Origin of the sequence: Stappia albiluteola, assembly GCF_014050225.1 — a bacterium.
In the GTDB taxonomy this organism is placed as follows: domain Bacteria; phylum Pseudomonadota; class Alphaproteobacteria; order Rhizobiales; family Stappiaceae; genus Hongsoonwoonella; species Hongsoonwoonella albiluteola.
On the sequence record NZ_JACFXV010000043.1, the window covers coordinates 507,974 to 526,198 of the forward strand.

The following is an 18,225-nucleotide window of genomic DNA, read 5'->3' on the forward strand; positions in this document are numbered from 1 at the left end:
TTTGCGGCTTCGGCATAGTGCCGAAAATATTTCAGTTTGATGTCGGCAGACGTTTCACCACGCGATCAATCGCCTGCAAATCCATCAGCAAGGCTTTCAGATCCTTGAGCGGGATCATGTTTGGGCCGTCGCAAGGGGCATTGTCCGGGTCATCATGCGTTTCCATGAACACACCTGCCACGCCAACCGCAATGGCAGCACGCGCCAGGACCGACACGAATTCCCGCTCGCCGCCTGTCGAAGTGCCCTGCCCTCCCGGTTGCTGCACCGAATGGGTTGCGTCGAAAATGACCGGTGCGCCGGTGCGCGCCATGATCGGCAACGACCGCATGTCGGAGACCAGCGTATTGTAGCCGAAAGACGCGCCGCGCTCCGTCAGCATCACATTCGGATTGCCCGATGCAACCAGCTTGTCGACGATATTGCGCATGTCCCACGGCGCCAAAAACTGCCCTTTTTTGACATTCACCACCCGGCCCGTCGCGGCCGCGGCCACCAGAAGATCGGTCTGGCGGCACAAGAAGGCCGGGATCTGTAGGACATCTACAACTTCGGCGATTGTCATGCATTGTGTGGCGTCGTGGACATCCGTGAGCACAGGAAGGCCAAAACGCTCGCGGATCTCTGCAAAGACCGGCATGGCGGCGGAAAGGCCAAGTCCGCGTTTGGCGGAGAGGCTCGTGCGGTTGGCCTTGTCGAAGGAAGTCTTGAAGACGAGCCCGATGCCCAGGGAGTCGGCGATCTCCTTTACCGCCGCTGCCATTTCCAACGCATGATCGCGGCTTTCCATCATGCAGGGGCCGGCGATCAACGCGAAAGGAGCATCGTTCGAAAAGCTGACGGAACCCGCGGATACCCGGGTATTGCAGGATGCAGATGCAGTCATGGCGTTGCTCCTCATAGCATTGCGCGGTGAATAGCGCGCAGGCAGGCCGACCGCAACCACGGACGATCCGGCGGGCACAAAATTCCTAAATCCGTCATCGATTTGCTCCCCTATCGCCGACATTTGCCCAAATTGCATTGTTTGGCTGGCATGCTAAATACAAAGCCAAATGCCTTTCGGCTTCGCCATGCAACCCAGAGTTCAAACCGGAGTTTCCCCATGTCCTTCAAGCGTATCCGCAAAGCGGTCCTGCCGGTTGCGGGGCTTGGTACGCGCTTTCTTCCGGCAACTAAGGCCGTGCCGAAGGAGATGCTGACGATCGTCGATCGCCCCATCATCCAGTATGTGGTGGACGAGGCGCGCGAGGCTGGTATCGAGCATGTTGTCTTCGTCACCGGCCGCAACAAGCACGTTATCGAAGATCATTTCGACATAGCCTACGAGCTTGAAGAGACGCTCAAGGAGCGCAACAAGAAGGCCGCACTGAAGATCCTGGACGATATCCGCCCTGCACCCGGAACGACCAGCTTCACGCGCCAGCAGGCTCCCCTGGGGCTCGGACATGCGATCTGGTGCGCCCGCGACCTGATCGGCAACGAACCGTTCGCGATTCTCCTGCCCGACGTTTTGATCAAGGCCGAAAAGGGTTGCCTGCGCCAGATGGTGGAGACCTACGATCACAGCGGCGGCAATATCATCGCGGTCGAGGAAGTGCCGGACGACCAGACCCAGAATTACGGCATCATCCGCATAGATGGCGAACCGGCCCGCACCATGCCGATCAAGGGTATGGTGGAAAAGCCCACGCCGGGCACCGCGCCGTCCAATCTCATGATCACCGGCCGCTATATCCTGCAGCCGGAAATCTTCGACCTGCTGGCCATGCAGGGCAAGGGTGCCGGAGGCGAAATCCAGCTTACCGACGCGATGATCGCGCTGATGGAAAGGCAGAGCTTCACAGGCTTGCGTTTCGACGGTACGAGCTACGATTGCGGGTCGAAAGCAGGGTTTCTGTCGGCAAATATCGCCTACGCCCTGAGCGACCCGGATCTTGCAAGGGACCTCCGTCCGCTTCTTTCCAACCTGCTTGAGGCTTGAGGCTTGGAACGGCAGACCGCCATGCGCACCATACTCGTAACGGGATCTGCCGGTTTCATCGGTTTTCACCTCAGCCGCCGTCTGCTGGCCGACGGCTGGAAGGTAATCGGCCTCGACAATATCTCTCCCTATTACGACCCGGAACTGAAGGAAGGCCGGCTCACGATCCTGAAGGCGAGCAATCATTTCCATGAAGCGCGGATCGACCTGACGGATCGCGAAGCTGTATTTCAGCTTTTCGCCGACCAGAGGCCGGAGCGCATCATCCATCTCGCCGCCCAGCCGGGTGTCCGCTACAGCCTGGAAGCGCCCCAAGCCTATATCGACGCCAATGTGACGGGCTTCCTGACCGTTCTCGAAGCCGCGCGAAACTTCCCCGTCGACCATCTCGTCTTTGCCTCAACCTCCTCGGTCTTCGGCCTGGACAGTGCCATGCCGCTGTCGCCGCATCGGGGAGGCAACCATCCGGTCTCCCTCTACGCGGCGACGAAGAAAGCAAACGAGGCGATGGCGCATACCTACGCACATCTCTTCCGCATTCCGCTCACAGGCTTGCGCTTTTTCACCGTCTACGGCCCGTGGACGCGGCCGGACATGGCGCTTTTCAAGTTCACCAAGGCGATCATCGAAGAAAAGCCGATCGACATCTACAATCACGGCGACATGATCCGCGACTTCACCTATGTCGATGATATCGTGGAAGGAATTGTGCGTATTGCCGACAGGCCCGCGGCACCGGACGAGGCTTTCGATCCCGCCTCCCCCGATCCGGCGTCAAGCAGCGCGCCATACCGCATCTACAATATCGGCAACAGCGAGCCGGTGAAGCTGCTCGACTATGTCGACGCCATCGAGGAGGCCGTCGGCAAGAAGGCCGAACGGCGCTATCTGCCAATGCAGCCGGGCGACATGCTCGCGACCTTCGCCGATGTTGGCGATCTCATCGAAGCAACCGGTTTCAAGCCGAAGACCTCGGTTCGCGAGGGCGTGAGGGCGTTTGTCGACTGGTATCGGGACTACTACAAAGCCTGACGCGCATGACTTCGACCCCGCCAGGCCATCACATGCCGCACCCATCGAATTGATGCATCTGTTTGGCGCGAGTCATCGTATCCTTTAAACTGGAAAGACGATGGAGTGGGCCGATGAAACGCTGCTTGCGGCATGTATTTGTCTCGCTCGCCGTTGCGACGGCGATGCTCTTTGTCGCTCTTTCATCGGCCAGGACCTCCCTGGCAGATGATGTCGATGCCGCCTTGCGCCAGATCATCACCGATCAAATGGAGGCTTTTCAGAGCGACAACGCCGCCGCGGCCTTCGCTTTTGCCGCACCTGCGATCAAGGAACGCTTTCAGAAGCCCGACATATTCATGAAGATGGTCCGCCAGGGCTATCGGCCGGTCTATCGACCCAAGTCGGTCAGCTTCGGCCAGTTCAAGCAGACTTCCCACGGGCCGACGCAGGAGGTTTTCGTTATCGGACCGGACGGTAAATCCTGGCTTGCCCTCTATACATTCGAGGAACAGCCGGATGGCAGCTGGCGAATATCCGGCTGTTATCTGACTGAGGATGAGGCCCAGGCGATCTGATAGCGCTCAGCCGATCGGCGCAATGTCGCTGCGGGCCCAGTCTTCCCGGGTCCTTGCGCGGAACTCCTCGAAGGTACCGGCTTCGATCGCGTCGCGAATGCCCTGCATGAGGCTCTGATAATAGGCCAGGTTGTTCCAGGTCAGCAGCATCGCCGCCAAGCCTTCCCCCGCTTTCACGAGATGATGCAGGTAGGCGCGTGAATAGCGGTTCGCCGCTTCGCAGGCCGAAGCCTCGTCAAGGGGCCGGGGATCGTCGGCATGGCGGGCATTCTTCAGGTTCACCTTGCCGAAGCGGGTATAGGCAAGGCCATGGCGTCCGGCCCGCGTCGGCATAACGCAGTCGAACTGGTCGATGCCCCGTGCGACGCTTTCCAGAATGTCTTCCGGCGTACCCACGCCCATCAGATAGCGCGGCTTGTCGACCGGCATCGCGGGCGTCGTGATTTCGAGCATGCGCAGCATCACGTCCTGCGGTTCGCCAACCGCAAGGCCGCCTACCGAATAGCCCTCGAACGGCATTTCGCCCAGGGCTGTGGCGGACTGGATGCGCAGGTCCGGTTCCGCGCCGCCCTGCACGATGCCGTAGAGCGCCTGGCCGCGACCCGGTCCACCCATTTCCTCGAACTTCCGCCGCGAGCGTTCGGCCCACCGCAGGCTGAGCCGCATGGCCCGCTCCGTATCTTCCGGGCTCGCCGGCAGCGCAATGCATTCGTCGAGCTGCATCTGGATGTCGGAACCGAGCAGCTGCTGGATCTCGACGGAGCGCTCGGGCGTCATTTCGTAGCGCCGGCCATCGACATGGCTCTGGAACGTGACCCCGTTCTCGTCCAGCTTGCGTAGCTGAGCGAGGGACATCACCTGAAAGCCGCCTGAATCGGTCAGGATCGTGTGCGGCCAGTTCATGAACTTGTGCAGGCCGCCGAGCCTGGCAATCCGTTCCGCGGAGGGCCGCAACATCAGGTGATAGGTGTTGCCAAGCACCACGTCCGACCCGAGCGCGCGCACCTGATCGGGATACATGGCCTTTACCGTTGCCTGCGTGCCGACCGGCATGAAGGCGGGCGTGCGGACGATGCCATGCGGCGTGCGGATTTCGCCCCGGCGCGCCATGCCGTCGGTCTTGAGCAGACGAAAAGAAAACGGCTTTTGCTTTTGGTCAGTCATGTGCGGTCTTTGGAAACAGGAGCGACGCGTCGCCGTAGGAATAGAAGCGGTAGCCTTGGGCGATCGCGTGCGCATAGGCCGAACGCATGGTCTCCAGCCCACAGAGAGCGGAGACCAGCATGAATAGCGTGGACCGCGGCAGGTGGAAGTTCGTCATCAGCGCGTCGATGGCGCGGAACCGATAGCCGGGGGTGATGAATATGCGCGTCTCGCCGGAAAATGCGGCCAGGCCGCTCTCACCCTGAGCGGCACTTTCGAGGATGCGTAACGACGTCGTGCCGACGGCAACAACCCGATTGCCGCGCGCGCGCACATCCCGCAAGCGGGCTGCCGTTTCCGCACTGACCTCGCCCCATTCGGCATGCATGACGTGGTCGGCCGTATCGTCCGCCTTTACGGGCAAAAAGGTGCCCGCGCCCACATGCAGGGTAACGAGATGCTGTTCGATGCCGCGCTCCGAAAGGGAGCGCAGCAATTCCGGCGTGAAGTGTAGCCCGGCGGTCGGTGCCGCCACCGCCCCTTCCCGCTCCGCGAAGATGGTCTGGTAGTCCGCACGGTCCAGTTCGTCGTCACCCCGCCTGGCCGCGATATAGGGCGGTAGCGGGATGTGGCCGACGGCGGCAATCGCCTGATCGAGATCGGGGCCCGTGAAATCGAAGATGAAGAGAACTTCGCCGGTCTCGTTCTTTTCGGCAACCGTCGCCTCTAGGGCACCGAGCAGGCATGTATTACCGCCGTCGCCGAAGCGGACCCGATCGCCCACCGCGAGCTTCTTGGCCGGTTTGACGAAGGCGCGCCAGCGGTCCGGCCCCTGCCGGAGATGCAGCGTTGCGCCGATCTTCGCGATCGCGTCGCCACGCTGGCGAATACCTTCAAGCTGAGCCGGTATGACACGGGTATCGTTGAAGACGAGAGCGTCACCCGGCTGCAGAAGACCGGGCAGGTCGCGGACGCCACGATCCTCGAGCATGGGCGCGTCGTCCAGACGCACGACCAGCATGCGTGCGGCATCGCGCGGACGCGCCGGTCGCAGCGCGATCCGTTCGGGCGGCAGCTCGAAATCGAAATCATCCACTTTCACGACGGCATGTCCTTGCAGCCAACATCCTTACGCGAAAAAGCCACGGACAATCCCAGTCCGTGGCCTTTCAGGTCAATCGGCGCTCGTCACGCGTCGGCGGCAACCTTCACCGAGACGATGCTGTCGGGATCGCGAACAGGCTCGCCGCGCTTGATGCCGTCGACGTTTTCCATGCCTTCGATCACCTGGCCCCAGACGGTGTACTGGCCGTCAAGCCAGGGAGCATCGGCGAAGCAGATGAAGAACTGGCTGTCGCCGGAATTGGGGTCCATGGCCCGCGCCATGGAACACGTGCCGCGCTTGTGCTTTTCCTTGGTGAATTCGGCCTTCAGCTTCTTGCCGGAACCGCCGGTTCCTGTTCCTTGCGGGCAGCCGGTCTGCGCCATGAAACCGTCGATCACCCGATGGAACACGATGCCATCATAGAAGCCGTCGCGCACCAGTTCCTTGATCCGCGATACATGGCCGGGCGCCAGATCCGGCCGCATTTCGATAACGACGGGACCCTTGGTGGTCTCCATCACGAGGGTATTTTCCGGGTCCTTGTAGTCAGCCACGGTTGTTCTCCTTGAATTTTGCGGCCTTCTTATCGGTAGCGGCGGCGCTTGTCATGCTGCAATCGCGTGAAACAGCAGGGCCTTCGCCTCACTTCGCGTCCGCGGCCACCTGCATCTTGATGATCTTGTCGGGGTTTGCAGGCGGCTCGCCGCGCGTGATGGCGTCCACATGCTCCATTCCTTCGACGACCTGCCCCCAGACGGTGTATTTGCCGTTCAGGAAGTCACCGGGGGCGAACATGATGAAAAACTGCGAATTCGCGCTGTTGGGGTCATTGGTGCGGGCCATGCCCAGAGTGCCGCGCTCATAGGGCACGTTCGAAAACTCGGCCGGGATGTCCGGCAGATCGGATCCGCCCGTACCGGTGCCGGTCGGGTCGCCCGTCTGCGCCATGAAGCCATCGATCACACGGTGAAATACGATGCCATCGTAAAACCCCTGCCGCGTAAGCTTTTTGATCTGCTCCACATGCTTCGGCGCCACGTCCGGCAGCAGGCGGATCACGACGCGCCCGTCTTTCAGGTCGAGGTAAAGCGTGTTTTCAGGGTCGAGTTGCTGCGCGGAAGCGGTCGAGGCAAAGCCAAAGGCAATTGCAACAGCAAGGATTGCGGCAATCAGTCGGGACAAGGGGTATCCTCCTCAAAGGTGCTGAACGATGGATTTGCACCGAAAATTCTGTTGGGCACACGCGGGCAGCGGCTTGCTCAGGCAGTGTCTGCCAGCTTTTCCGCGATGCGGACGGCGACATTGCGCGGCACGAAAGGCGATATATCGCCACCCATTTTCGCAATCTGGCGAACAAGTGTCGCTGTAATATGGCGCACGTCCGGCGAAGCGGGCAGGAAAACCGTCTGCACGTCCGGAGCCAGGGTGCCGTTCATCCCCGCCATCTGCATTTCGTAGTCGAGATCGGTGCCGTCTCGCAGCCCCCGGATAAGAAAGGTCGCCCCGTGGTCCCGCGCGGCGTCGACCACCAGGTTCGCAAAGGAAATCACCTGAATGCGCGTCGCATCCAGGGAACCGAACGCCGCCTCGGCGACCTCCCCGATCATGGCGACACGTTCCTCGAAGGTGAAAAGCGGCATTTTGCCGGGGTGGATTCCAATTGCCACGACGACTTTGTCCGCCAACCCGAGGGCATGGCGCAACAGATCGAGATGGCCGTTGGTGACCGGGTCGAATGACCCCGGATAAAGGGCGATACGTGACATGCCTCTTCCTACTCACCCCTGATCTGGCTGACAAGTGGCCGCAAGCACTCAATGTAGCAAACAAGCAACGCTCAATGATTTTCTTTAAAATTAACCCAAAGGATGATAGGGTTTTCCACATAATAAAAGGAGGCGAATATGCTGACTGCGATTGGGCGCTGGGGGTTGATCCTGGCGGCAGGTTGCGCAGCTTTGCTACTCGCCGTGTTCGATGTCGATCGTCACGCGGATTCGAGTGCAGCAAGCAAGGGTGACCGGCTCGTGCCGCTCGTGAAAGTGGCATGCGAAGAGGTCACAATGGTCGATACGTCCAAAGGCTGCACGCATTTGGGTTCCGCAGGAAGCGCCTCACCGAAGCCCGGCGCTTACATAACCCAGGCGCGTACCGTCGACACGACAACTGTTTTGATCAGAAAGATGATTACCGAGTGATCCGCTTTTCCTGACCTCGGATCACTTCACAATGCGGCGGCGAGTCTCCCCGGCTCGCCGCCGTATTTATTTCAAGCCCCGTCCAACGGGTTACTTTGAAGAAACCGTAAGCTTTATCAATAGATCCATCATCTTACGCAGAGAACGAATGTAAAAATAAACAATATCACGTATTGATGATCGGTAACCCGTTACAAAAGCAATTGAATTTCCTGTGGCCATCCCCATTTTAAGATGCATGATTGCGAAACTTAGATTTCAAGCTTCGGTCGCAATGACCACGTGGGTAGCGAGTATCGCCCTGCTGATTGCCCTGACTGCCGGCTTCTCCATCACTGCGGACGGTAGTTCGGGTCGTGCAGAGTCTGTTATCCACATCGCCTTGCCAGCCCCGCAAGAGATTCACCGGGGTCAGTGCGAAGGCGTGATCTTCAGGGAGGAAGACCCGGACTGTTATGACGGGCCTTCTTCCGCAACCGTGCAGGGACCCATATCGGTTACCCCGCAGGAACGAACGGCGGGATCCGTTCTTCTTCGTAATTCCGATCCAACGATCGCGCCGACAGATACGTGACGTGGATCACTGTCTCCTTGAGGCAATTGAAAGAGAGTGAAGTCATCGAAGATCGCACCACGCGATGAGGGAGTGAAACAGATGACTTTTCTCCACCAAGAGGAGGTGGTTCCGAATACCCGCCTGAAGGAACTGTCGATAGCCACCGTTGCAGCGCTTGGCGTGTTTTTTGGCGCTGCAGCGGCTCTCGATCGTTTTGTCGGGGAAAGTTCATCCCCCGACCCGGTGATCGTCACAACGGCGTTGAGCAAATCCGACCGCATGAATGCCACCCTCCCGCTGACCTGCAACGGTCAGGCATGGGGCAACTGGTCGGCAGATTGCGTTTCCGCGATCACCGGTGGCGAAACGACCCGAAATATCCGTCGCGTCACGTTCGAAGAGCGCGATTTCGCCAATCGGACTTCCACGCTTGTTCGGGTAGCGGCGCGCTGAATTGACGCCGCTACCGCATTTAATCACGCCTCGGCGGAAGATTCGTCAGGCGCCTCATCCGATCCATTGCCGCCTTCGTCGTCCACCTCCGAAACGCGCTCGACGCTGACGACTTTCTCGTCTTCCGCCGTGTTGAAGACGATCACGCCCTGCGTGGACCGTCCGGCAACGCGAATGCCGTCCACCGGACAACGGATCAACTGCCCGCCATTGGTCACCAGCATGATCTGGTCGTCTTCCTCCACCGGGAAGGAAGCCACGAGCGGGCCGTTGCGCTTGTTCACCGTCATGGCGACGATGCCTTTGCCGCCGCGCCCCGTGGTCCGGTATTCGAAGGACGAAGTCCGCTTGCCAAAGCCGTTTTCCGAAATAGTCAGAATGACTTGTTCGGCGGCGCTCATTTCCACGTAGCGCTGCTCGTTAAGCTCGCCGTTGGAGGCGCCTTCCTCCACTTCCGCAGCAGTTTCCTCCGTTTCGCCGCGCATCAGCCGCCGATGTTTCAGATAGGCCGAACGTTCCTCCGCGCTCGCGTCGAAGTGGCGAATGATCGACATGGAGATCAACTGGTCATCGTCGGCAAGCGCAATACCGCGCACGCCAACCGAATTGCGGCCGGCAAAAACCCGGACTTCCGGAACCGGGAAGCGGATGCACTGGCCGGCTGCCGTCGTCAATAAGACGTCGTCATTTTCAGTACAGGTCTCCACTCCGACGATGCCATCGCCCTCGTCGAGCTTCATCGCGATCTTGCCGTTCTTGTTGATCTGCACGAAGTCGGAAAGCTTGTTGCGCCGTACGGTGCCGCGCCGCGTGGCGAACATCACGTCCAGGTTCGCCCAGCTTTCCTCATCCTCCGGCAGCGGCATGATCGACGTGATCTGCTCCCCCTGCTCAAGCGGCAGCATATTGACGAGCGCCTTGCCGCGTGACGTAGGGCCACCAACGGGCAAGCGCCAGACCTTCATCTTGTAGGCGATCCCGCGTGAGGAGAAAAACAGCACCGGAGTATGGGTATTGGCCACGAAGAGCCGGGAGACGAAATCCTCTTCCTTCGTTGCCATACCGGAGCGGCCCTTGCCGCCCCGCCTCTGCGCCCGGTAGGTATCTAGCGGAACGCGCTTGATGTAACCGGCGTGGCTGACGGTGACGACCATGTCTTCGCGCTGGATGAGGTCCTCGTCCTCCAGGTCCGCGCCGCCCTCCATGAGTTCGGTCCGGCGCGGCGTCGCGAATTCGTCGCGGATCGCGGTGAGTTCCTCGCAGATGATCTGCTGGATGCGGGCGCGCGAACGCAAGATCTCAAGATAGTCCCGGATCTCGTCGCCGAGCTTGTTCAGTTCGTCCGCGATCTCATCGCGGCCAAGCGCAGTCAGGCGCTGAAGGCGGAGTTCGAGGATCGCCCGCGCCTGCTCTTCCGACAGACGATAGGTTCCGTCTTCCGCGACCGCGTGACGCGGATCGTCGATCAACCGAACCAGCGACTCCACATCTTTTGCCGGCCAGTTGCGCTCCATCAACTGGGCGCGGGCCGTGGCAGGATCCGGCGCGGTACGGATCAGATGAATGACCTCGTCGATATTGGCGACGGCAATCGCAAGACCGACCAGTACGTGGGCGCGGTCGCGCGCCTTGGCCAGCAGGAAACGGGTGCGCCTGCCGACAACCTCTTCGCGGAAGGCGATAAAGGCGGTCAGCATGTCCTTGAGGCCAAGCTGTTCCGGCCGGCCGCCATTCAGCGCCACCATATTGGCGCCGAAGGTCGTTTGCAGCGGCGAGAAGCGATACAGCTGGTTCAGCACGACATCCGCCATCGCCTCGCGCTTCAGTTCGATCACGACGCGCATGCCGTCGCGATCGGATTCGTCGCGAATGTCTGAAATACCCTCGATCCGCTTTTCTCTGACCAGTTCGGCGATCTTCTCGATCATCGTCGCCTTGTTGACCTGGTATGGGATCTCGGAGATCACCAGCGCTTCGCGGTCCTTACGAATCTCCTCAACCTCGACCTTGCCGCGCATGACGATCGAACCGCGCGCATTCTCATAGGCCGAGCGGATGCCGGAGCGTCCGAGGACGATGCCGCCGGTCGGAAAATCCGGTCCCGGCACGATCTGCATCAGTTCTTCGAGCGAAAGCGCGGGGTTCTCGATCAAGGCGATCGACGCGTCGATCACCTCGCCAAGGTTGTGCGGCGGGATGTTGGTCGCCATGCCAACGGCAATGCCGCCGGCGCCGTTCACCAGAAGATTCGGAAACTTCGCCGGCAGCACCACCGGCTCGCGCTCCGAATTGTCGTAGTTGTCCTGGAAATCGACCGTATCCTTGTCGATATCGTCCAGGAGCTTGTGGGCGACCTTTTGCAGGCGGCATTCGGTGTAGCGCATCGCGGCAGCCGGATCGCCGTCGACCGATCCGAAATTGCCCTGGCCGTCGATCAGCGGCAGACGCAGGGAAAAGCTTTGCGCCATGCGAACGAGCGCATCGTAGATCGCGCTGTCGCCATGCGGGTGATACTTACCCATCACGTCGCCGACCACGCGTGCCGACTTGCGGTAGGGCTTGTTCCACTCGTAGCCGTTTTCGTGCATCGAGAACAGGATGCGGCGATGCACCGGCTTGAGCCCGTCCCGAACGTCCGGCAAAGCACGGCTCACGATTACGCTCATCGCGTAGTCGAGATAGCTGCGCTTCATTTCATCGGTGATGGAAACAGGCCGTATATCGGACGGCAAACCGCCGGCCGGGGCGTTCAAATCCTGATCTGACAAGGATGCGTCTCATGTCTTGTGGTAGGTGGTTTGTTTATAGCCGATTCCGCTCGTTTCGACAAATCTGACACTGCTGCCGCGCAGCTTAATAATCTTTATGTTTCAATGAATTAAAAGATTGACTGCAGAACTTGTGCATAGTGTGCGAGGTCAAATGGCGCTGCGATCTGTGCTATGCAGATCCGGACCCGGAAACGGCACGAGGGAAAGGGGCTAAATATGGTGACGGACTATCTGCTGAATGCCTTCGCGACCCTTTTCGTCACCATCGATCCCGTTGGTCTTGCTCCGATGTTCCTGGCGGTTACCGCCGGTGCCACGCCGCGGCAAAGGCGCAAGATCGCGGTCCAGGCCACCTTGATCGGCGGGGGAATTCTGCTGCTCTTTCTTGTCGCCGGAAAAAGCGTGCTGAAGACCCTCGGCATTTCCGTGCCTGCCTTCCAGATCGCCGGCGGGCTGCTGCTTTTGATGATCGCCGTGGAGATGGTTTTCGAAAAGCGGCAGAAGCGCAAAACGGAAACGGCGGAAAAAGCCATGGCCGGCCATCACGACGATCTGCACGGTGTCGCGGTCTTCCCGCTCGGCATTCCGCTCATATCCGGGCCGGCGGCGATCAGCGCGGTGATCCTCCTGTCATCCGAAGCCCGGGACGCGATCTCCTACACCGGATTGATTGCCGTCATCGCCATAATTGTCGGCAGTTGCCTTGTCGCCTTTCTCCTTGCCTCCAGGATCGAGCGACTGTTGGGCGAAACGGCGTCGATGGTGATTACACGCCTGCTTGGCGTCCTGCTGGCGGCCTTGTCGGTGCAGTTCATCGCCGATGGCGTGGCCTCATTCGTGAAAGGCGGCCTCGCCTCCGGTATCACTTGAGCAGACGGGACCTCAATCCTTGTCTTCACCGAGTTCCTGCTGCAGGTCCTGCATCATTCCTTCGATGAAGGTTCCGATTGCCGGCGAGCGCTCACGTCTCAAACGCTCGGCGTGAAGGATTGCGCGAGCGCCCTTGAAGGCACGTTCCAGGTCGTCGTTGACGATGATGTAATCGTATTTCGACCAGTGGCGCATTTCGCCAACCGCGGTCTGCAGGCGACGCAGGATCACATCGTCCGTGTCTTCCGCCCGGCGGTTCAGCCGCGATTTCATCTCGGCGATGGATGGCGGCAGGATGAAAATAGAAGCGACGTCCTCGCGCATCTTCTCGTAGAGCTGGAACGTGCCCTGGATATCGATATCGAAGAGCACGTCGCGCCCGCTTTCAAGCGCCGATTCCACCGGATCGCGCGGTGTGCCGTAGTAATTGCCGTGAACCTCGGCCCATTCCAGCAACTCGTCCCTGTCGCGCATCTGGCGGAACCGGTCAGGCGTAATGAAGTGATAATGCACGCCATCGATCTCGCTCGACCGGCGCGGCCGGGTCGTCACCGAGATCGACAGGGTGATCGTCTCTTTTTCTTCCGCGAGCAATTGGCGTGCGATCGTCGACTTGCCGGCGCCGGAGGGCGAAGAAAGCACGAGCATCAGACCGCGCCGGCTCGCCTCGGCCTGATCCGCGGTCACCACGGTCCCGGTCGGCTTGTCGCTCATCCATTTACTCCAGGTTCTGGATCTGCTCGCGCATCTGATCGACGACGGCCTTCATCTCAAGGCCGATCGCCGTCAGTCCCGTGTCATTGGACTTCGAGCAGAGTGTATTGGTTTCTCTATTGAACTCCTGCGCCAGAAAGTCGAGCTTGCGTCCCACCGGCGCGCCATCGGCAATAAGTTTCCTCGCCGCCGCGACATGCGCGTAAAGCCGATCGAGTTCCTCGCGGATATCGGCGCGGGTCGCCAGCAGCGCCGCCTCCTGATGCAGGCGCTGACTGTCGAGGGTCGCGCTTGCTTCAATGAGCATCTCGACCTGCTTTTTCAGCCGCTCCCGAATTGCGTCCGGCTGGCGGGCCGGATGGATTTCCGCGCGTCTCGTCAAGTCCTCGATCGCCGCCAATTGACCCGCAAGGACCTCCCCGATTGCCGCGCCTTCCGACCGGCGCATCGCCGCCAGGGCCGTCAGGGCTTCGTTAAAAGAGACCAGCAATCCTTCACGCAACGCTTCTCGGTCGGCTTCGTCCTCCTCCGCTTCCTGGAGTTCGAGCACGCCCTTGTGCGACAGGATCCCGTCGAGGGTGGGCGGGCTTGCGTCGGGAAGCCGGCGATGAAGCAGCTGTACCGCGCTCAGCACCGCTTCGAGAGCGGTTTCGTTGATCCGCAGCACCGCCTCGCCCTGATCGCGCTGCAGGCTGAGGCCGATCGTAATGTTGCCGCGTTTCAATCCGCGGCCGACCGCCTCGCGCACCGGCGCTTCAAGATCCTCAAGCCCTGCGGGAAGCCGCAGCCGGATATCGAGGCCCTTTCCGTTGACCGAACGCATCTCCCAGGTCCAGCGACAGGCCTTGCCTGTACCTTCAACCCGGGAAAAGCCGGTCATGCTCGCCAGCCCCATAGTGCACTCCCTGATAAATGAAGGGCGGGTCGTCATTGATCGGCGCCCGCCCTGTAAAATCCGACTTCAGAGCAATTCGGGCGTCTCAGTTGGCAGCCGGCTTGTCGCCGTCCCCTGCCTCTTCTTCCTGTTTCCTGCGCGCATCGCGCTCGACCTGCCGCCACTTGGCGACATTGCGCTGGTGCTGCTCGAATGTCTCGGCAAAGACATGACCTCCGGTGCCATCCGCTACGAAATAGAGATCCCTTGTTCGCGATGGCGAGGCGACCGCCTCCATGGCCGCCCGGCCGGGATTTCCGATCGGGCCCGGTGGCAGGCCGTCGATCTGGTAGGTGTTGTAGGGGTTTTTCGCGTCCAGCTCCGAACGCTTGATTGCCGAGCGGTCGACCTTCCATGCCTCTCCGCCGTAAAGCCCGTAGAGGATGGTCGGATCGGACTGCAAGCGCATTCCGCGGTTGAGCCGGTTGACGAAAACGCCCGCAACGCGGGGACGCTCGTCGGCTCTTGCCGTCTCCTTCTCAACGATCGACGCCAGAACGACCAGTTCTTCCGGCGACTTGACCGGCAAGCCATCGGCGCGACGCTCCCAGATCTCTGCGAGCGCCTTGGTCTGCGCCGAAATCATCTGTTGCAGGATCTGCTCGCGCGTCGTGCCGCGCGTGAAGCTGTAGGTTTCCGGCAGGAGCGCACCCTCGGGTGGAATCTCCGTCAGCTCGCCCACCAGGGTCGGATCGCTTTTAAGACGTTCGACAACCTGCGCGCTCGTCCAGCCCTCGGGCACCGTCACGGCATGATAAACGGCCTTGCCCTCCACGAGCGCGTCCATCACTTGCCGCATCGACGCCCCGGCGGGAAAGGCGTATTCACCCGCTTTCAGCTTGCGTGCGTTCTTGTAGATCCACACGCCGGCCTTGAAAACCAGGTCATCCTCGATCACGCCTTGGTAAGTCAGTATGGAGGCGATCGAGTCCAGACCCGAACCGGACGAAATGATCACCGTCTTCTCTTCCTTGAGCGGCCCTTCGCTATCGAATTGGAGCTTTCCCCAATAAAGCAGGCCGCCAGCAGCGATCACGCCGAGAACGGCAACCGTCAGCAGGAAGTTGATGAAGATTACGATGGGGTTGCGCACATGCCTGGAACGCGCCGGAGGTGGCGGCGCGGGTTCAGGCTGGATCGCTTCGCGCGGGCTTTTCGGGTGAACACGAATATCCGCGTTGTCAACGGCCGGAGAAGCAGGACCGTTCTCGTTTTCGATCTCGCTCATGACTGCCGCATTCCCGTCAGGTTGATCGTCTGCGTCACCCCCGCCCGATAGAGGTCGGAGGTGACTATGGCCAAATGACGGAGCGTCGTGTCAAGCAGCCACTTTACGGAAAACCAGCGATGCGTTCGTGCCGCCAAACCCGAATGAGTTCGACAGCGCAACGTTGATTTCCACGGACTTAGCCCGATTGGCCACGAGATCGATCTCCGTCTCGACGGACGGGTTTTCCAGATTGATCGTGGGGGGAGCGACGTTGTCGCGCATCGCCAGCAGCGAGAAGATCGCCTCGATCGCACCGGCCGCGCCGAGCAGGTGTCCGGTCGAAGATTTCGTCGACGACATCGTCAAGCCGGCACCGTTGTTGCCGGCCAGCCTCTGGACCGCGCCCAGTTCGATCTCGTCGCCAAGCGGCGTGGAGGTGCCGTGGGCGTTCACGTAGTCGACCTCGGAGGCCATGATGCCGGCGCGCTTCAGGGCAGCCTGCATGCACCGGTAGGCGCCATCGCCATCGGCTGCGGGCGCTGTAATGTGATGCGCATCGCCCGACAGGCCATAGCCGATCACTTCGCCGTAGATTTTGGCGCCGCGCGCCTTGGCATGCTCGTATTCCTCGAGCACCACCACACCCGCGCCCTCGCCCATCACGAAGCCGTCACGGTCCCGATCGTAAGGACGCGAAGCCCTTTCGGGCTCGTCATTGAAATTCGTGGACAGCGCCCTGCATGCCGCAAAGCCGGCCATGGCAAGGCGGCAGATCGGCGATTCCGTCCCGCCGGCGACCATCACGTCGGCGTCGCCGAAGCCGATCAGCCGCGCGGCGTCGCCAATTGCGTGCGCGCCTGTGGAACAGGCTGTCACGACGGCGTGGTTGGGGCCTTTGAGCCCGTGCCGGATCGACACGTAGCCGCCGGCAAGATTGATCAGCCGGCCCGGAATGAAGAACGGGCTGATCCTGCGCGGTCCCTTCTCGGCGAGAATCATTGACGCGCTTTCGATACCCTGGAGACCGCCGATGCCCGAACCGATCAAAACGCCGGAGCGCGCCTGGTCTTCGTAGCTCTCCGGCTTCCAACCCGCATCGGCCAGCGCCTGATCCGCCGCAGCCATCGAATAGATGATGAAGTCGTCGACCTTGCGCTGCTCCTTCGGATCCATCCAGTCGTCCGGATTGAACGTTCCGTTCGAGCCGTCGCCCCGTGGAATCATGGCAGCGATCTGACAGGCGAGATCACTCGTCTCGAAGGTGTCGATACGCCTGGCACCGCTTTCCCCTTCGAGAATCCGCTTCCAGGTCGTTTCGACGCCGCAGCCAAGCGGCGTCACCATTCCCATTCCGGTTACGACAACTCGCCTCATCACGATCCTGTATCCTGCGTCGCAACAATACGAAACGGACGGATGATCAATACCCGTCCGCTTCGTCTCGCGAACCGATTAACCGGCGTTCTTCTCAAGGAACCTGACGGCGTCGCCGACGGTCAGGATCGTCTCGGCGGCGTCATCGGGAATCTCGACGCCGAATTCTTCTTCAAAGGCCATAACCAGCTCGACGGTGTCGAGGCTGTCTGCGCCCAGATCATCGATGAAGCTGGCGTCATCCGCCACCTTGTCGGTGTCAACACCGAGGTGCTCGACGACGATCTTCTTAACCCGATCTGCGATATCGCTCATGTGATAGTTCCTCGATAACTTCGCGGTGCCCGTATTAAGCGCCCCGTTCGTGACGACCAGCCGGATCATCGGAATTCGGAGGTCGCGATGCCAGTCCGAACCGCCTGTTCCGCCGCCGGACGTCTTTGCATTGCCTTGGGGGAATGCGCTATTCGACCGGCGGGTTGGTAACACACTTTACAGGGCTTGACCAGCCAGGGGAACGCCGGCCCGAACCGCTTGCGGCCGGCGTCCGGATCCTGGAGATTCTGCCAATTAAATCATTGCCATACCGCCATTCACGTGAAGCGTCTGACCGGTGACATATCCAGCTTCCTCGCTGGCGAGGTAGACGGTGGCGGCGGCAATTTCCGAAGACGTGCCCAAACGCCCCGCGGGGACGCTTTGCAGAATCGATTCCCGCTGCTTGTCGTTCAGCACATCGGTCATCGCGGTCTCGATGAAGCCGGGGGCGATCGCGTTGACCGTAATGTTGCGGCTGGCAACCTCGCGGGCGACCGATTTCGTCATGCCGATCATGCCCGCCTTCGCAGCCGCATAGTTGGCTTGCCCCGGATTGCCCGTGACGCCGACGACCGACGTGATGGAGATGATACGGCCGAAACGGCGTCGCATCATGCCTTTCACCGCGGCACGGGACAGGCGGAACGCGGCGGAAAGGTTCACTTCCAGAACCTGGTCCCACTCCTCGTCCTTCATGCGCATGAAGATATTGTCCCGGGTTATCCCGGCATTGTTGACGAGAATGTCGAGCTGCCCCATGGCAGCCTCCGCCGCTGGGACGAGGCCGTCCACGGCTTCACGGTCGGCAAGGTTCGCAACGCAGATATGTACGCGCTCGCCAAGCTCGGCGGCCAGCGTCTCCAGCCTTTCCGCCCTGGTCCCCGATATGGCGACGGTGGCGCCCTGGCGATGCAGCGCGCGGGCGATCGCCTCGCCGATGCCGCCGCTCGCACCGGTCACCAGCGCCGCCTTGCCCGTAAGATCGAACATGATTGCGTTCTCCTTG

The 18,225-nt window shown here is 60.8% G+C and carries 19 protein-coding genes; 6 read left to right on the plus strand and 13 right to left on the minus strand.

All coding sequences use genetic code 11. The features are described from left to right. Positions 1–31: 31 nt before the first annotated feature. The gene (kdsA, locus tag H2509_RS06630) at positions 32–886 is read right to left on the minus strand and encodes a 3-deoxy-8-phosphooctulonate synthase (protein WP_209001852.1); all 855 of its coding nucleotides are present in this window, start codon (positions 884–886) and stop codon (positions 32–34) included. A gap of 219 nt (positions 887–1,105) precedes the next feature. Here kdsA and galU point away from each other — a divergent pair, with 219 nt between their 5' ends. The 3 genes from galU (at position 1,106) to H2509_RS06645 (ending at position 3,573) form a co-directional block, all read left to right on the plus strand. After that, the gene (gene galU, locus H2509_RS06635) at positions 1,106–1,984 is read left to right on the plus strand and encodes a UTP--glucose-1-phosphate uridylyltransferase GalU (RefSeq protein ID WP_182163510.1); all 879 of its coding nucleotides are present in this window, start codon (positions 1,106–1,108) and stop codon (positions 1,982–1,984) included. 21 nt (positions 1,985–2,005) lie between these two features. Continuing rightward, positions 2,006–3,016 (plus strand): NAD-dependent epimerase, encoded by a 1,011-nt coding sequence (locus H2509_RS06640; RefSeq protein WP_182163512.1) that lies wholly within the window; start codon positions 2,006–2,008, stop codon positions 3,014–3,016. A 62-nt stretch (positions 3,017–3,078) separates the two neighbouring features. Further along, entirely contained in the window at positions 3,079–3,573 is a 495-nt protein-coding gene (locus H2509_RS06645; RefSeq protein ID WP_235974718.1) for a DUF4864 domain-containing protein, read from the plus strand. A 6-nt stretch (positions 3,574–3,579) separates the two neighbouring features. Here H2509_RS06645 and tgt read toward each other — a convergent pair whose 3' ends face one another. The 5 genes from tgt to coaD all read right to left on the minus strand — a co-directional run bounded on the left by tgt (position 3,580) and on the right by coaD (position 7,587). Further along, complete coding sequence (gene tgt / locus H2509_RS06650; protein ID WP_182163514.1) at positions 3,580–4,737, minus strand: tRNA guanosine(34) transglycosylase Tgt; 1,158 nt, start codon at positions 4,735–4,737, stop codon at positions 3,580–3,582. Then, positions 4,730–5,818 (minus strand): tRNA preQ1(34) S-adenosylmethionine ribosyltransferase-isomerase QueA, encoded by a 1,089-nt coding sequence (gene queA / locus H2509_RS06655; protein ID WP_182163517.1) that lies wholly within the window; start codon positions 5,816–5,818, stop codon positions 4,730–4,732. Before queA ends, tgt begins: the two co-directional genes overlap by 8 nt. A gap of 86 nt (positions 5,819–5,904) precedes the next feature. After that, positions 5,905–6,339 carry a peptidylprolyl isomerase gene (locus tag H2509_RS06660; RefSeq protein WP_182163833.1) on the minus strand — a complete coding sequence of 145 codons (435 nt, stop codon included), beginning with the start codon at positions 6,337–6,339 and terminating at the stop codon, positions 5,905–5,907. Between the two features lie 124 nt (positions 6,340–6,463). Then, positions 6,464–6,994 carry a peptidylprolyl isomerase gene (locus H2509_RS06665; RefSeq protein WP_235974766.1) on the minus strand — a complete coding sequence of 177 codons (531 nt, stop codon included), beginning with the start codon at positions 6,992–6,994 and terminating at the stop codon, positions 6,464–6,466. An 86-nt stretch (positions 6,995–7,080) separates the two neighbouring features. Next, complete coding sequence (coaD, locus tag H2509_RS06670) at positions 7,081–7,587, minus strand: pantetheine-phosphate adenylyltransferase (RefSeq protein WP_182163521.1); 507 nt, start codon at positions 7,585–7,587, stop codon at positions 7,081–7,083. 138 nt (positions 7,588–7,725) lie between these two features. Between coaD and H2509_RS06675 the strand changes: the two genes are divergently transcribed. Continuing rightward, the gene (locus H2509_RS06675) at positions 7,726–8,019 is read left to right on the plus strand and encodes a hypothetical protein (RefSeq protein ID WP_182163523.1); all 294 of its coding nucleotides are present in this window, start codon (positions 7,726–7,728) and stop codon (positions 8,017–8,019) included. A 655-nt stretch (positions 8,020–8,674) separates the two neighbouring features. Next, positions 8,675–9,028, plus strand: coding sequence for a hypothetical protein (locus H2509_RS06680; RefSeq protein ID WP_182163525.1), 354 nt, complete (start codon positions 8,675–8,677; stop codon positions 9,026–9,028). A gap of 23 nt (positions 9,029–9,051) precedes the next feature. Here the strand turns inward: H2509_RS06680 and gyrA are convergent, their stop codons facing one another. Beyond that, positions 9,052–11,721: a DNA gyrase subunit A gene (gene gyrA / locus H2509_RS06685; protein ID WP_235974768.1), complete on the minus strand. Its 2,670-nt coding sequence runs from the start codon at positions 11,719–11,721 to the stop codon at positions 9,052–9,054. A gap of 294 nt (positions 11,722–12,015) precedes the next feature. Between gyrA and H2509_RS06690 the strand changes: the two genes are divergently transcribed. After that, the gene (locus H2509_RS06690) at positions 12,016–12,669 is read left to right on the plus strand and encodes a MarC family protein (protein ID WP_182163529.1); all 654 of its coding nucleotides are present in this window, start codon (positions 12,016–12,018) and stop codon (positions 12,667–12,669) included. Positions 12,670–12,681: 12 nt separating this feature from the next. On the opposite strand, the gene gmk is transcribed toward H2509_RS06690, so the two are convergent. The 6 genes from gmk to fabG form a co-directional block, all read right to left on the minus strand. Further along, positions 12,682–13,383 (minus strand): guanylate kinase, encoded by a 702-nt coding sequence (gmk, locus tag H2509_RS06695; RefSeq protein ID WP_182163531.1) that lies wholly within the window; start codon positions 13,381–13,383, stop codon positions 12,682–12,684. A 4-nt stretch (positions 13,384–13,387) separates the two neighbouring features. After that, positions 13,388–14,278 carry a YicC/YloC family endoribonuclease gene (locus tag H2509_RS06700; RefSeq protein WP_182163533.1) on the minus strand — a complete coding sequence of 297 codons (891 nt, stop codon included), beginning with the start codon at positions 14,276–14,278 and terminating at the stop codon, positions 13,388–13,390. Positions 14,279–14,363: 85 nt separating this feature from the next. Then, positions 14,364–15,545 carry an endolytic transglycosylase MltG gene (mltG, locus tag H2509_RS06705; RefSeq protein ID WP_182163535.1) on the minus strand — a complete coding sequence of 394 codons (1,182 nt, stop codon included), beginning with the start codon at positions 15,543–15,545 and terminating at the stop codon, positions 14,364–14,366. 90 nt (positions 15,546–15,635) lie between these two features. After that, positions 15,636–16,901, minus strand: a complete 1,266-nt coding sequence (fabF, locus tag H2509_RS06710; RefSeq protein WP_182163538.1) for a beta-ketoacyl-ACP synthase II — start codon at positions 16,899–16,901, stop codon at positions 15,636–15,638. A 78-nt stretch (positions 16,902–16,979) separates the two neighbouring features. Continuing rightward, positions 16,980–17,216: an acyl carrier protein gene (locus H2509_RS06715; RefSeq protein ID WP_182163540.1), complete on the minus strand. Its 237-nt coding sequence runs from the start codon at positions 17,214–17,216 to the stop codon at positions 16,980–16,982. Between the two features lie 255 nt (positions 17,217–17,471). Beyond that, complete coding sequence (gene fabG, locus H2509_RS06720) at positions 17,472–18,209, minus strand: 3-oxoacyl-[acyl-carrier-protein] reductase (protein WP_182163542.1); 738 nt, start codon at positions 18,207–18,209, stop codon at positions 17,472–17,474. Positions 18,210–18,225: the final 16 nt, after the last annotated feature.